Below are 14,331 nucleotides of genomic sequence, written 5' to 3' on the forward strand. Positions count from 1 at the left end.
CATTTCTTTTCCGTCGCCGAGTTCACATCTTCAATCGTTGATTATGCCCGTTCTCGTGTTACATCCTCATAGATAGAGGCGAGCTTTGCCGCTTGTTCGTCCCAGGAATATCGCGACGCTCTTTCCCTAGCCTTTCTTCCTAATTCACCTCTCATCGTGGAATCCTCGAGCAGCTGGCGAATGGCTTGGGCTATCGCCACCGAGTCCTTGGGTGGTATAAGAATGCCCGCATCCCCCACTACCTCTGGCAGCCCACCCACCATAGTGGCTACCACAGGCTTCCCATAGGACATAGCTTCAGCCGCAGCTATACCATACGATTCAAAAAGGGAAGGCAAGACGAAGATGGAGCAAGATGCTAACAGATTCGCTTTCTCTTCCTCGTCTACCTTTCCCGGAAAATCAATTTTATGCATCACGCCTAGTTTGCGCGCCATTCTCATCAACCTTTCTCTCTCCGGTCCACCACCAGCCATGACCAGACGCCCTTCCACATCCTGCATGGCCTGCACCAGAAACTCCAATCCTTTGGTACGAACCATCCTGCATAATGAGAGGATGAACCCTTCATCCCTGGATGGCATGCACGGCATATCCACACCGTTGGGCACCACGCACATCTTGGCCGCAGGTATGCCATGGCGCAGGTTGTCGCGAAGAACGAAATCGCTGATGCAAATGATCCTGGCGAATCTCTCCATCTTGCGCACGAAGCACCAATCGTTGAGGTAACTCAAAGCCCTCATCATGCCCTCCCCCTCTCCGAAGGTGTTGTGATAGGTCAACAGTATCCTGCCTTGGTATCGCAGGGCTTGTCTAATATAGGAAGGGGCCCAACGGTAATGCAGATCCACTATGTCAGGGCGGAGGGCTTCTAAGGCTTCAAGAACCCCTGTACTGCTCACATAAGGGGGATTGTACAAGTCGATGTATCTTGATTGCAGGCGCACCACTCTATAGCCATCTATCCACTCTTCCTCACTAGTTCCCGGAAGACGGCTGGTTAGCACTATGACTTCATGCTTTTTTGCCAATCGCTTGGACATATGGTGAATGCGGTGCTCTATTCCTCCCATGAAGGGATAGTGAAATGGATTAAGTTGGAGGATTCGCACAGACCTCACCCAACCTCCTCTTGCGATAGAAGGACAGAGCGAAGCTTATCCCGATTATGATAAGCACCAGGAGGAAGGTGACCAGCCGAGCCACTCCCGCTTCGAAATAATAGACAAGGTATCCTGCGGCAGCGAGTATTATACCGTATTTCAACATCCCGCCCAGGACCGTATAGAAAAGGGTTTTCCTTAAGGACCACTTGCATATGGCCACGAAGGCCCCCAAGAAAGGCAGGATGGGCGCGATGCGGTTGACCAATATCATGCGCTCATCTCGCACCAGCAGGAAATCCCTATACTTCATGATCACCTTCTCAATCCGTGTGGGCACTTTTATACGCCTAACCAGGTTGTAGAGCGTGAGGACGCCAGCGATCTCAGCCATGGCTATAGTCAGGAGTATGAGAACGGCGAATTCCCACTGGAACTCTGGCATTAACTCCTGGCCAGCGAAGAATATAAGGATGACGAAGAGCTCAGGAAGGGTAGGGAAGAGGATGGCATCGATATAGAAGATGAAGAAGACCGAGAGAAGCAAGCCTATCAATCCCAATCCCTTGAAGAAGTCGATGATCATCTGCCCGATGTCCGGCATGATGCCTCTCCCGTTAGGTCTGATACTTAGATGAAGCTTTGCCTCCAAAGCCTTTCCTCATGGCCTACGCCCCTGCAGCTTGGCGCGCTTGCTCTCTATGGCTCCCTCGTAGACCTCTATAAGCTTTCTGGCTGATTTCTCCTGCGAATATTCCTCGGCCCTGCGCCTGGCTGCTTCTCCGATGAATCTCGGTGCCTTCAGCGCCTTCAAGATGGCTTCCTTCCAGCTTTCCTCTCCGTCTTGGAAGAGATAGCCATTTTCTCCGTCGCGGATGAGCTCGGCCACGGCGCGATAGGCTATACCTACCACTGGCTTGGAGCAAGCCATGGCCTCCAGCACCACCAGGCCCTGGGTCTCGAACTTGGAAGCTATGGTGAAGACGTCGCAGCTCGCATAATAATAAGGAAGCTCCTCATCCGGAACGAATCCAGTAAAGATAACTCGTTCCCCTACTCCCAATTCTTTCGCCCGCTGCATACAATGAGGTCGATAAGGCCCTTCGCCCGCGACCATCAGCATCACATCTTCTCGCTCTCGTGCCAAAGAAGCGAAACCTTGGAGAACGAGGTCTATGTTCTTCTCTGCAGCTATGCGTCCCAAATGGAGGATCACCTTCTTGCCTTCCAGACCGTACCTTTTCCTCACGGTAGAACCATCTAAATCCGGATGGAATCGCGTAAGATCTATTCCGCTCGGTATCACTTCGAGCTTCCTTATGCCAGGGACATGGCGCTCCAGCTCTCGCCTGATCGCTTCAGTAGGGACAATCACCGCCTCGGAGCGGCGTAGAAGGCTGCGAATGTAGATCCATATCAGCTTCTCCGCCACCTCATCAGGTATGCCAGTGAAGTTGTAGTAGGGAACAGCTTCCGTCAGGTTGGTATGCCAGGTCGTCACCACAGGCTTTCTCAGACGTCGTCCAGCGAACATGCTACGCAGGGACATGAAGGCCAGGCCATGATTATGGATTACGTCTATTCCCAATCTCTGCAGGATCTCGCTCTTATTGGTGGGGAATATGGTCATGCGGTACCCTTTATAACGGCGGAAGCCTATGGAGCGAAAGTAGAACACCCCTGGCTCCCTTACTGCTCCCTTCTCAGGTTCAGGGGCGAAGACGTAGACCTCATGCCCAAGCCGCTCCAGCTCTTTCTTAGTCAGCATGATTGAGGTAACCACTCCGTCCCTCGAGGGGAGGTAGGTATCGGTGAAGAAGGCTATGCGCAAACCTCATCACCTGAGCCAAATTCCAGAGATCTTATCTATGACATCCATGGGATCCCTACCTAAGATCCTGATCATGGGCTCCTTTCCAATGCCTCCCAGATCGTATATAATATCAGGTATCGCTCCATGGCTCTCAATGGCCTTTCGAGTCCCCCAATCCATAGTGCTTACGCCGTCTGGCTCCTCGCTTCTATCGAAGGCGGAAGAAGTAAGCCCCAATTCCTTCAATCTATTCAGATTCTCTTTGGAATAGCGAAGGTTCAAGGCCGATCTCATACAAGGGTCATAAGACATGGCTGCTAGAACCACTTTAGCCATGTGGCGGGAGGCTCCGAAGGCTAGGCATCCGCAGCGCCTCGCCTTATCGCCTGAGGCCACGATGCGCCCCTCGATGGCCACCACGTCCTCGATGTACCGTGCGCGCGGAAGGGCATAGGCGAAATTCATCCCCACCTCAGGAATCCAGCGTCTCTCCAGCTTGGGGATAAGGGCATCCACTCCCTCTTTCAGTTGTACCAGGGTCTGATAGCGCAACGCCTCTCGCTTAAGACTGGAAAGAGAATCCAGAACCTTCAGGCCTTGTCCCACGCTATAAGCCGCCGACAGGGCGTCCTGGATCAGGGCACGAGAGGCGACTACCGCCTCCTCAAGGCCTAAACCCAAGGCGAGATGTCCGGCTATATATGATGATAGGTTGCATCCGCTTCCATGCGGTCGCACCTCCAATCTTGTAGCTTTGATCTCCTTGATCTCACCCTCTATGCACAACAAGTCCACGACCTTCTTCCCAGTGAAATGTCCACCTTTTAATAGCACAGAACGAGGGCCCATCTCCATCAAGGAATGACATGCTCTCCTCGCCTCGGTAAGATTCCTTATCTTCTTTCCTAGCAGCGCCTCGGCCTCGTAACGATTAGGAGTGATGATCCATGCCAAAGGGAACACCTCTTCCTTCAATGTTCGCAGAAGCCCATGCGTATGCAGCGAATCTCCAACGCCTGCGGCGAGGACAGGATCCACCACCAAGGGAAGTCTCTCAGGGCGAAGGCGTGCTGCCACCGCGGAGGCGATCTCCTGTGAGTACAACATACCCATCTTGATCGACGATATCTTGGCATCGGTGAGAACGGCTTCCAACTGTGAAAGCACATGCTCTACTGGAAGAGGGAATATGGCTGAGACCTTTGTTGTGTTTTGAGAAGTTACGCAAGTTATGACCGTGGTTGCATGGACGCCTAAAGAGGACAAGGCCTTGATATCGGCTTGCACACCCGCTCCTCCGATGGAGTCGGAACCTGCGATGCTGAGCACTACGGGCATGCACCAGAAATTGCATCTGATATTATTACGTACTCCTGTAGAAGGCACCATTGCTCTCCGATTATTCTTGATTTAGCGAGTTTTTATGCGTCCCATCATGCTGCATGAGATTCTTAGCCCTCAATAAATCTTAAATATATTCCACCTCATCAAAAAGCCCGATGAAGGCCACAAGCGGCCATTTGGTGCTGAAAAACAAAAAGGACTACAAGGATATAGCGAAGGTATTCCCCGAGCTGCTGATCGCTTTCTTGGAAGAATCGGATCAGATGCCCGAGGACGAGGAGCTTCTCCAGATGTTCATCCATCTTAATCAGGTCGAGCTGGCCAAAAACAGCAAGCCCGAGGGATACAACCGCAAGGGTCGCATGCGCCTGATCTTCCCCCTGGGGAGGAAGGAGCTCTATGTCCGGGGAATGAGCAGGAGCGGTGAGGTTGTGCGCGTCACAGAGAAGCTCAGCCGCATCTTGCAAAGAGCCGGCGTGGATCACGACGTTGAATGGAATGCCCTCTCGTGCATCGAAGAATGAGAAGAAGAGGGACTGCAAGGCAAAACGATGCATCAGTCCGAGAGGAGCTTGTCGAATGCCTCTCGCAATCGTGCCTTACGAGCTGCGATCTCCTTCGCCTGCCTCTCCATCGAAGACTTGAGCTCGTTTATCTGCTGAGCCACCGCCCGGGGCGACGTGCCCCCTAAAGAGTCCCTGCGCTGGACGCAGGACTGCAGGGAAAGAATTTGGTATACATCCTCTTGGAATAAATGGGAGAAAGTCTGCATCTTCTCCAGCGGGAGCTGCTCCAATCTCTTCCCCTCATTTATGGCCAGGCGTACCAGCTTAGCCGCTATCTCATGCGCTTGGCGGAAAGGCATTCCCTTATTGACAAGATAATCGGCTATTTCTGTGGCGTTAAGATATCCCTGTTCAGCGGCTTGGAGCATGCGATCCTGGTTGAAGGCGAGGGTGGCGATCATTCTAGCAGTTATCTCCAGTGATGATGCCAAGATGTCCGCTGAGCTCATTACTATGCCCTTATCCTCCTGCAGATCCCGGTTATAAGTCAAAGGCAGGGACTTTAGGAGCCCGAGCATCGATATCACATTACCCATCACGATGGAAGAACGTCCCCGCACCAGCTCGGCTACGTCTGGATTCTTCTTCTGAGGCATGATGGAGCTGCCAGTAGCATATTCATCCCCGACTTCCACGAAACCGAACTCCGGGGAGGACCAGAGAATGATCTCCTCTGCCAGGGAGGAGAGGTGCACCATGGCGAGGGAGCAGCCGAAGGCAAACTCGGCGGCGAAATCCCGGTCGCTCACCGCATCCATGGAATTGGGGCAGGGAGCAGCGAAGCCAAGGCTTCGCGCCACCATCTCCCTGTCTATAGGATAGGTAGTACCCGCTAGGGCCGCCGACCCAAGGGGACAGAGATTCAGACGGCCATAGGCCTCCAGGAATCGGTCCACATCCCGATGGAAGCGTTGGGCATGGGCTAGAAGGTGATGCGCTAGGGTAACTGGCTGCGCATGCTGGGTATGGGTGAATCCGGGAAGTATGGTCTGCAGATGGCGTGAGGCCTGCTCAACTAAGGCCTGTTTAAGGCCCAACAGCAAGCCGCATATATCGAGCAGTCTGGAGCGCAGATACATGCGGAAATCCGTGGCCACCTGATCGTTCCTGCTGCGGGCGGTATGCAATCGACCTCCTGATTCTCCTATGCGCTGTATGAGCTCGTTCTCTATGTTAGTATGCACATCCTCCAATTGGGGGTTGAGTTTTAGCTCCCCTCTCTCAATGTCAGATAATATGGATTTCAATCCTTGGGCTATGAGCTGGGCATCATCGCTTGATAGTATGCCCTTCTGACCTAGCATACGCACATGCGCCAAAGATCCCATTACATCGAACCAAGCCAGGCGAGAGTCCACCTCGAGGGAGGAGGTAAAGGCCAATGTGGCCTGGTTCATCCCTGCTTGGAACCTTCCCGACCAAAGCTGCTTTTCATTCACCTGCTCTTCCCCTTATGTGCTCTCGCTACTGTCTTCAGGGGCAGACCCCAGACATATATAAAGCCCTTGGCGGAGGTATGATCGAACTGATCGCCACTAGCATATGTCGCCAGACCGGTGTCGTACATCGAATAGGGCGATTTGCGCCCTACTACCTGGGCGGTACCTTTGAACAGTTTTACCCGCACCGTGCCTGTGACAAACTCCTGACTCTTATCTACGAAGGCGTCCAGGCACTCCTTGAGAGTGGAGAACCAAAGCCCGTCATAGGCCAGCTCGGCATACCTCTGGTCCACTGCCGATTTGAATCTCAGCACATCCTTCGGGAGCACCATCTTCTCCAGGTCTTTATGGGCAGAGATGAGCGTGACTGCTGCTGGGCATTCGTAGCTCTCCCTCGATTTAATACCCACCAAGCGATCCTCGATGTGATCTATCCTTCCCACTCCATGCCTTCCTGCCAGATGGTTTAGCTCTGCGATCAATGCCACCCCCTCCATGCGCTTCCCATTGAGAGCGGTTGGCACCCCTTTCTCGAAATCTATCTCTACATAATCCGCATCATCAGGCGCCTCATGCGCTGAGACGGTCCATGCGAAAGCGTCCTCGGGGGGCTCCTGCCAAGCGTCCTCCAAGACTCCGCATTCAATACTCCTTCCCCAAAGATTTTCGTCTGTGGAGTAAGGGCACTGCTTCTTCACCTTCACCGGTATGTCGTGCTTTCGAGCATACTCGATTTCCTCTTCACGTGTCATTACCCATTCACGCATGGGAGCGATGATGCCCAATTCCGGCGCAAGGGCCCCTATTGACACGTCGAAGCGCACCTGGTCGTTGCCTTTGGCCGTGCAACCGTGGGCGATGTAGGAAGCCCCTTCCTTTCTCGCCACCTCCACCAGAAGCTTGGCTATGAGAGGTCTTGCTATGGAGGTGCACACCGGGTACGAGCCCTCGTACATGGCGTTGGCTTTGAGAGCGGGGAATATGTAGTCTCTTACGAATTCATCCTTGGCGTCAATGGCATAGGCCTTCAGCGCTCCTATCTTGTACGCGCGCTCGATGTTGTCCTTCATGTCTGCATCGGGCTGGCCTACATCGACTGAAACGGCTATTACGTCTAGGTCGTACTTCTCCTGCAGCCAACGGATGGCTACGGAGGTGTCTAGGCCGCCGGAATAAGCTAGCACGACCTTTTTGCGGTCAGACCTATCCGTAGATTTGCTGGATACCATTGGAATCCTCGGGTCCACGGGGCCTTGCTTATTAATCATTGCTGATGATATTCAGACAATGTCAATGAATCTCGGTCTCTAATCAGACAACCTTAAATCCAGCAGATGGGCTGTTCCTGCGGGAACGGTTGAAAAAAAGGAATGTCTCTTTTCGGTCATCATACTTTTAATAGTACCTCTTAATCAGCGAAAATCCATCAAGCCCGCCCAAGGATACATCTCTCTAGGCGGGAGCGCAAGAGGAAATCCGATGATTAAGGCAGCCATCGTAGGAGGCTCAGGCTATATAGGGGGAGAGCTAGCGCGCCTTCTCTGTCTCCATCCCCGGATCAGCTTGGAAGCCGTTACCTCCAGGCAGAACGCAGGAGCTAAAGTATCCCAGGTCATGGGCAATCTGGAGGGGTTTGTGGATCTTCGCTTCCAAGAGAGATTAGGAGAGCAGGAGAGTTACGACCTGGTATTCGTGGCCGCTCCTCATGGTGCCTCCATGGAGATAGTCCCTCCCTTGTTGAAAAGAGGAATGAAAGTGATCGACCTGTCAGGCGACTATCGTCTTAAGGAAATGGAAACTTATCGCCGATGGTACGGGATGGAGCACAAGGACCCTGAGAACTTTGGGAAGGCGGTTTATGGGATTCCTGAACTGTTCCGGGATGAAATCGCCTCGGCCGGCTTCCTAGCCAATCCTGGCTGCTATCCAACCTGCTCCACCTTGACTCTGGCTCCGCTATTCTTTCACGATCTCGTCCACTCCCAAGTAATAGTGGATGCCAAGTCAGGCACCTCTGGCGCTGGTCAGCAACCCACGGACATGACGCATCATCCCTTCTGCGCCTCTCAGGTCATACCTTATAAGGTAGGAGTCCATCGGCATGCACCTGAGATCGAAATGGCCTTGCAGAAAGTTTCGCACGAGAAAGTGGACGTGGTCTTCACACCGCACCTGATGCCCATAATCCGAGGGATGCTGTGCACCTGCTATGCGCGGCTGAAGCGGCCTATGGACCTCGACTCTGTGTACCAGAAATATCGCGAGTTCTACCATGGAAAGAAGTTCGTGAGGCTGGTCAAAGGTGTGCCTTCTATCGCCTCGGTCGTAGGTTCGAACTTCTGCGAAATAGGACTAGCCCTGGCGGGAAAGGACACGCTCGTGGCCATGGGAGCCATAGACAACCTGGTTAAGGGTGGAAGCGGTCAGGCGGTGCAGAATGCTAATATCATGTGTGGCCTGCAGGAGACTGAAGGTTTGAATTTCCCGGGTTTGGGGGTGTGATAGACGATAATAATCGAGGGTGGCATAACCTCTCCCAAGGGTTTCAAGGCGGCGGGAGTTAAATCGGGCATAAAGAAGGACAAGCTGGACTTGGCCATAATTTACAGCGAGCTGCCGGCGAGGGCCGCTCTGGCATTTACGCAGAACAAGGCCAGGGCCGCGCCCATACAGGTCATGATGGAGGACAATCCTAAATTCCTCCGTGCCTTCGTCATCAACTCTGGCAATGCCAATGCCCTGACTGGGCCGAGAGGATATAACGATGCTAGGGAGATGCAGCGCCTGGTGGCGGAGCAGTTGAAGATTGATCCCAAGGAGGTGGGGGTGGCCTCCACTGGGGTCATAGGCCGCTTCCTGCCCATGGATCTGATAAAGAAGGGAATAGCTCAGGCTTGCAAAGAACTGGACCGTTCGGTGGAGGCCAATATAGACACGGCCAAAGCCATAATGACCACTGACACAAAGATAAAGTCCTTCGCCTGCCAGACCAATCTGAGAGATGGGACGCTGGTGACTGTAGGGGGCATCGCCAAGGGAAGTGGCATGATATCCCCTGCTCTGCGCACTCTTCATGCCACCACGCTAAGCTTCATAACCACGGATGCGCGTCTAGAACGCGATCCGAGCGGGAGATGGCAGCAGATAATGGATTCGAGCTTCAACGTGATCAACGTGGATGGTGATCAGAGTACCAATGACATCTCAGCCCTGATGGCCAATGGCGCGGCTGGGGGGGCTGCGGCGGACGACGACCCCAATTTCTGGGAAGCGGTGATGTGGGTAGCCAAGTCCTTGGCTAAAGCAGTGGCCATAGATGGCGAGGGAGCTACCAAGTTGATCGAAGTGGTGGTGACAGGGGCAAAGGATGATCAGGAGGCTAGAGCCGCCGCCCGGTCGGTAGTGGCGTCCAACTTAGTCAAGGCAGCGATCTTCGGCGCAGACCCTAATTTCGGAAGGATATTGGCTGCACTGGGAAACTCGGGCAGCGATTTCGACATCTCTAAGGTACGTCTCCATCTCAGCAATGGCAAAAGAGTGGCGCTGTTCGACAACGGCTCTCCTCTCATACTCCCAGGTTCCAATGAGGAAAGCCTTGCCAGGAGCATCTTGAAGGAGAAGCGCATAGTGATCGAATTGGATCTTGGGGTAGGGCATGGACGAGGTGAGGCCTGGGGATGCGATCTGAGCTATGAATACGTCAAGATAAACGCTTCCTACACTACTTGAGGTGATGGAATTGATGGATCAGCATATGCCTAAGCAACATCACCGTGCCTCCAAGCTGAAAGGTAAGAGAGTGCTGATCAAGATAGGTGGAAGCTCCGTTGCCGGCAAGGAGGCCTTGGAATCCTTCGCCCATGGCATCGCGCTCCTCGTGGCCATGGGGGTAAAGCCAGTGATAGTTCATGGAGGCGGCCCAGAGATAAACGAGGAGATGAAGAAGAGAGGGATGCCCATCCAGAAGGTAGCGGGCCTGAGGGTGACGGATGAGCGCACCTTAGAGGTGGCCAATGAGGTTCTGGCGCGCATTAACGAGGAGATAGTCTACGCTCTCAAGCGCGTACAGGTGAAAGCCGTGGGGCTGCAAGGGGCAGAGCGGGATACTCTCGTGGCCAAAAAACTAGAACCGGTCCTAGTGAAGGACGAGGAAGGTCGAGAGGTGATGGTGGATTTGGGGAATGTGGGAGAGGTGTGCCATGTAGATCCTCTTAACCTGAACAACCTTATCTCCAGCGGCTTTGTACCAGTCATATATCCCATCTGCGCCACCAAGGATCACAAATTGATGAACGTGAATGCGGATACCGCCGCGGCTCAGATAGCCAAGGCCATAAAGGCGGAGGAGATGGTGCTGATAACCGATGTGCCTGGCCTAATGCTGGAGTTGGGCAAGCCGGAGACTACTCTACGAGAAGTCACTGCGGCGCAGCTGGATGAATTGATTCAACAAGGCGTGGTCAAGGATGGGATGATACCTAAGGTGAGAGCCTGCCAACTTGCAGTGCGCGGAGGCGTCAAAGCGGTACATATGGTGGATGGTAAAGAGAAGGATGCCATCGTCAACCAGCTCCTTTCCGGAGGCAATTTGGGGACGACGGTGCTGCCCTGAGGTGCCATAAAATGGAACGATTGGGGCTTGAGGACATCAAGCAGCTTTATAAGGCCTATCTCTTCCAGAACTATGGAAGGGAAGAGGTGTGTTTCGATAGGGGAGAGGGGGAGTATCTTTTCGACATCGGCAACTGCCGCTATATTGACTTCGTGGCAGGCATAGCGGTTAACGCCCTTGGGCACAACCACCCAGCCATAGTAGAGGCCATCGAAAGGCAGGCGCGTAGACTAATTCACGTCTCCAATTTGTATTATACGAAGGAGCAAGCCGAATTGGGAGAGGCGATAGCCTCCATTGCTCCCTGGCCACTAGCGGTATCGCTCTTTGTCAACAGCGGAGCCGAGGCCAATGAAGGAGCGTTGAAGCTGGCATGTAAGAGCACGGGGCGTTCGCGCTTCGTGGCCACACTGAACTCTTTTCACGGCCGCACGGCGATAGCCCTCTCCGCCACGGGGCAGAAGAAATACCAATCGGGATTCGAGCCCCTGCTGTCCAAAGCCTTCGACTTCGTTGAATATGGAAGCGTGGAAGGCTTGAAGTCCGCTGTAACGGGGGACACCGCAGCGCTCATCCTGGAGCCCATTCAGGGCGAGGGAGGGGTAAGGATACCAAGTCGAGAGTTCGTGCGCGCTGCGAGGGACATATGCAGCGATAAAGGCGCTCTGCTAATAATGGATGAGGTGCAAACAGGCCTCTGTCGCACTGGTCGTTGGTTCGGATTCGAGCATTTTGGCATAGTTCCAGATATCATGACTCTCGCCAAGGCCCTGGGAGGAGGATATCCCATAGGGGCCATAGTCTCTTCCATGGAGATAGCGAAGGCCTTCACGCCAGGCTCTCACGGCACGACCTTTGGGGGAAATCCTTTGGGCTGCGCCGTGGCCACCGCAGTGATCAACACCATGAAGAAGGAGAAACTGGCGGAGAGAGCGGCACAGAAAGGGGAGGAATGGATCCAACGCCTGCGAACATTATCCCAGGACAGCCCTATGGTGAAGGAAGTACGGGGAAAGGGCTTGATGATAGGGGTGGAGATGGAGGGCGAGAGGGCGAAGGAATTCAAGGAGTTCGCCTTCCGCAGGAAGCAGCTGGTTAACGTGGCGGGAGGAAACACGGTGCGCCTTGTACCTCCCTTAATCATCAGCGAGCATTCGATGAATGCTTTGAACGAGAGCCTACGCTGCTTCCTCACCAGGCCTTCATAGACAAGAGCTTAGGAAGAAAACCCTTTAATACTGTTCACCTTTACTTTCCCCACCCATGAAGGAGCAGTCTCAGAAGGAGAGCATCGCCGAGCGCACACGCTTCTATATAGATGCCCATCCCAGCATCAAAGACTGCATCTCCAAGGACCTGATAAACTATTCCTCTCTGGCCCGGCTCATAATGAAAGAACTGGGCATCAAAAACGAGGAGGCCGTGATGATCGCCTGCCGGCGCTACGCGGTGAAATTGGCCAAGCATGATCACGAGCGCGAGATCCTGCGCATTTTGGCCAACTCCAGGCTGGAGGTCAAGACCAAGATATGCATCGTGACGGCCAAGAACGATTGGACTGTACTGCAGCGCCTGGAGGAGGTCTTCAAGAGACTCATAAATGAGAAGGGCATAATGCAAGTTATCCAGGGTGCGCAGGCCATCACCGTGATCGCGGATGAGAAGCTGAAGAATGAGGTGGTGAACGCCGTGGGGAGGGAGAACATCCTCAAGGTGCGGCAGGATCTGGTGGAGATAACTGTCAAATCCCCCGAGCGCATAGTCGAGACCTCCGGAGTATTCGCCTTTCTAGCCTCTAACCTGGCAGAGAACAACGTGAATGTGGTGGAGACCGTATCCTGCTATACTGATAGCATTTTCATAGTGAACGAGGCGGATATGATATACGCCTATTCCATATTGACCAAGGTCATCGAGAACGCGGAGCAAGTAGAGGAAACAGTCGAGGATTGATGCCATTTCCTGGATATGATGTGATTCATTCACGCATTCGCGCCCTTTTTGAATGTAGATGATCTGGGATATGAAAAGGATAGCCTTGATAATGATGATGCCCGAAGTGGTATTATATTCTGCAAAGCATGATAATGCCTAGAAGGGATTGCCATGGAAAAGGCGCCGCATATCGTAGTTGAGCCCCCTGGCCCTAAGGCCTTAGGCATAATCGAGAAGGACACCAAATACCTCGCCACCTCCACCAAGACCTCGCCCTTGGCCATCGAGTCGGGAAGGGGAGCTGTGGTGAGGGACGTGGATGGCAATACCTATCTGGATTTCGCCAGCGGGGTAGCAGTGCTCAACCTTGGACACGCTCATCCCGCTGTCACCGCTGCCATTCAGGAGCAGGCGGCCAAGTTCGCTCATTTCGCCGGAACCGATTACTATTATGAGGTCCAGTCTAGGTTGGCCGAGAAGCTATGCGGCCTTGCCCTCATGCCTGGCGATAAGAGAGTGTTCTTCAGCAACTCTGGAACAGAGTGCATAGAGGCTGCGATAAAGCTCGCGCGTTGGTCCACCGGGCGGAAGATGATGATTTCTTTTATCGGAGGATTCCATGGTCGCACCATGGGCTCGCTCTCCCTGACAGCGAGCAAAAGGGTACAGCAGGAGAGGTATTTCCCCACAATGCCAGGCGTGGTCCATATCCCTTTCGCCTATTGCTATCGCTGCCCTTATCGGCTGGAGTACCCTACCTGCGATATCTGGTGCGCTAGGATTCTGGAAGAGGTTCATTTCGATACCTATCTACCGCCTGACGAGGTGGCGGCGATGTTCATTGAGCCCATCCAAGGCGAGGGGGGCTACATCGTGCCTCCCAAGGAATTCGTCCAGATAATGCATCGCACTTGCCGAGCCTATGACATACTGCTAGTGGATGACGAGGTGCAGGCTGGCATAGGCCGCACGGGTAGGATGTGGGCTATGGAGCATCACGAGGTGGTGCCGGATGTAATGTGCAGTGCTAAGGCCTTAGGTTCGGGCATACCTATCGGGGCCACGATATTCCCCAAGAAGCTGGATTGGGGGAAGATGGGGGCGCACTCCAATACCTTTGGGGGCAATGCCATAGCTTGCGCTTCGGCCCTTGCCACATTGGACACGCTGGAGAAGGAAGAGCTCATCGCTGCAGCTAGAAAAAAAGGGATTCATCTCAGGAAGAGGTTGGAAGAGCTCCAGCAGAAGTACGAGTTGATAGGCGATGTCAGAGGTTTAGGCCTCATGCAGGCCACTGAGTTCGTGAAGGACAGAAGGACCAAGGAGCGAGCGTGTAAGGAGAGGGACCGCATCGCCGAGCTGTGTTTCAAGCGCGGGCTCATAGTGATTGGATGTGGTAGGTCTGGCCTGCGCTACATCCCTCCCCTCAACATCGAAATGGAGCAGCTAGATGCAGGCTTGGAGGTGCTGGAGAGCGCCATCAAGGAGGTTACGAAGGATTCGAGATAAGGAG

The 14,331-nt window shown here is 53.6% G+C and carries 13 protein-coding genes; 7 read left to right on the forward strand and 6 right to left on the reverse strand.

Annotated features, from left to right (window positions below):
• Positions 1-41 precede the first annotated feature (41 nt).
• Genes QW520_02250 through thiD form a run of 4 tightly spaced genes read right to left on the reverse strand, consistent with a single transcriptional unit; the run spans position 42 to position 4,308 of the window.
• Positions 42-1,124: a glycosyltransferase family 4 protein gene (locus tag QW520_02250; GenBank protein ID MEM0448625.1), complete on the reverse strand. Its 1,083-nt coding sequence runs from the start codon at positions 1,122-1,124 to the stop codon at positions 42-44.
• Positions 1,096-1,758, reverse strand: coding sequence for a hypothetical protein (locus QW520_02255; GenBank protein ID MEM0448626.1), 663 nt, complete (start codon positions 1,756-1,758; stop codon positions 1,096-1,098). The genes QW520_02250 and QW520_02255 overlap by 29 nt, the downstream gene beginning before the upstream one ends.
• Positions 1,759-1,767: 9 nt before the next feature.
• Positions 1,768-2,937 (reverse strand): glycosyltransferase, encoded by a 1,170-nt coding sequence (locus QW520_02260; protein MEM0448627.1) that lies wholly within the window; start codon positions 2,935-2,937, stop codon positions 1,768-1,770.
• Positions 2,938-2,943: 6 nt separating this feature from the next.
• Positions 2,944-4,308, reverse strand: coding sequence for a bifunctional hydroxymethylpyrimidine kinase/phosphomethylpyrimidine kinase (thiD, locus tag QW520_02265; protein ID MEM0448628.1), 1,365 nt, complete (start codon positions 4,306-4,308; stop codon positions 2,944-2,946).
• A gap of 110 nt (positions 4,309-4,418) precedes the next feature.
• Here thiD and QW520_02270 point away from each other — a divergent pair, with 110 nt between their 5' ends.
• Positions 4,419-4,787 (forward strand): hypothetical protein, encoded by a 369-nt coding sequence (locus QW520_02270; GenBank protein ID MEM0448629.1) that lies wholly within the window; start codon positions 4,419-4,421, stop codon positions 4,785-4,787.
• A gap of 32 nt (positions 4,788-4,819) precedes the next feature.
• Here the strand turns inward: QW520_02270 and argH are convergent, their stop codons facing one another.
• Together argH and QW520_02280 are read right to left on the reverse strand one after the other, a co-directional pair.
• A complete protein-coding gene (argH, locus tag QW520_02275; GenBank protein ID MEM0448630.1) occupies positions 4,820-6,268 on the reverse strand; it encodes an argininosuccinate lyase in 1,449 nt (482 codons plus the stop codon).
• Positions 6,265-7,500: an argininosuccinate synthase gene (locus QW520_02280; GenBank protein ID MEM0448631.1), complete on the reverse strand. Its 1,236-nt coding sequence runs from the start codon at positions 7,498-7,500 to the stop codon at positions 6,265-6,267. The genes argH and QW520_02280 overlap by 4 nt, the downstream gene beginning before the upstream one ends.
• A gap of 250 nt (positions 7,501-7,750) precedes the next feature.
• On the opposite strand from QW520_02280, the gene argC reads away from it, so the two are divergent.
• From argC to QW520_02310, 6 genes are all read left to right on the forward strand, one after another.
• Positions 7,751-8,773, forward strand: coding sequence for an N-acetyl-gamma-glutamyl-phosphate reductase (gene argC, locus QW520_02285; GenBank protein MEM0448632.1), 1,023 nt, complete (start codon positions 7,751-7,753; stop codon positions 8,771-8,773).
• Positions 8,774-8,797: 24 nt separating this feature from the next.
• On the forward strand, positions 8,798-10,000 hold the full coding sequence (gene argJ / locus QW520_02290) for a bifunctional ornithine acetyltransferase/N-acetylglutamate synthase (GenBank protein MEM0448633.1): 1,203 nt from the start codon (positions 8,798-8,800) through the stop codon (positions 9,998-10,000).
• A gap of 4 nt (positions 10,001-10,004) precedes the next feature.
• Positions 10,005-10,883, forward strand: a complete 879-nt coding sequence (gene argB / locus QW520_02295) for an acetylglutamate kinase (GenBank protein MEM0448634.1) — start codon at positions 10,005-10,007, stop codon at positions 10,881-10,883.
• Positions 10,884-10,894: 11 nt separating this feature from the next.
• Complete coding sequence (locus tag QW520_02300) at positions 10,895-12,091, forward strand: aspartate aminotransferase family protein (protein MEM0448635.1); 1,197 nt, start codon at positions 10,895-10,897, stop codon at positions 12,089-12,091.
• A 55-nt stretch (positions 12,092-12,146) separates the two neighbouring features.
• Complete coding sequence (locus QW520_02305) at positions 12,147-12,836, forward strand: ACT domain-containing protein (GenBank protein MEM0448636.1); 690 nt, start codon at positions 12,147-12,149, stop codon at positions 12,834-12,836.
• Positions 12,837-12,989: 153 nt separating this feature from the next.
• The gene (locus QW520_02310; protein MEM0448637.1) at positions 12,990-14,327 is read left to right on the forward strand and encodes an acetyl ornithine aminotransferase family protein; all 1,338 of its coding nucleotides are present in this window, start codon (positions 12,990-12,992) and stop codon (positions 14,325-14,327) included.
• Positions 14,328-14,331 lie beyond the last annotated feature (4 nt).

Source organism: Methanomassiliicoccales archaeon (assembly GCA_038740345.1).
GTDB lineage: Archaea > Thermoplasmatota > Thermoplasmata > Methanomassiliicoccales > UBA472 > JAJRAN01.

What these genes read in the sequence shown, in the direction of transcription:
- QW520_02270 (MEM0448629.1), top strand. Translation starts at nt 4,419, where the DNA reads ATGAAGGCCACAAGCGGCCATTTGGTGCTGAAAAACAAAAAGGACTAC.
- QW520_02300 (MEM0448635.1), top strand. Translation starts at nt 10,895, where the DNA reads ATGGAACGATTGGGGCTTGAGGACATCAAGCAGCTTTATAAGGCCTAT.
- argC (MEM0448632.1), top strand. Translation starts at nt 7,751, where the DNA reads ATGATTAAGGCAGCCATCGTAGGAGGCTCAGGCTATATAGGGGGAGAG.
- argB (MEM0448634.1), top strand. Translation starts at nt 10,005, where the DNA reads ATGGAATTGATGGATCAGCATATGCCTAAGCAACATCACCGTGCCTCC.
- QW520_02305 (MEM0448636.1), top strand. Translation starts at nt 12,147, where the DNA reads ATGAAGGAGCAGTCTCAGAAGGAGAGCATCGCCGAGCGCACACGCTTC.
- QW520_02280 (MEM0448631.1), bottom strand. Translation starts at nt 7,500, where the DNA reads ATGGTATCCAGCAAATCTACGGATAGGTCTGACCGCAAAAAGGTCGTG.
- QW520_02310 (MEM0448637.1), top strand. Translation starts at nt 12,990, where the DNA reads ATGGAAAAGGCGCCGCATATCGTAGTTGAGCCCCCTGGCCCTAAGGCC.
- thiD (MEM0448628.1), bottom strand. Translation starts at nt 4,308, where the DNA reads ATGGTGCCTTCTACAGGAGTACGTAATAATATCAGATGCAATTTCTGG.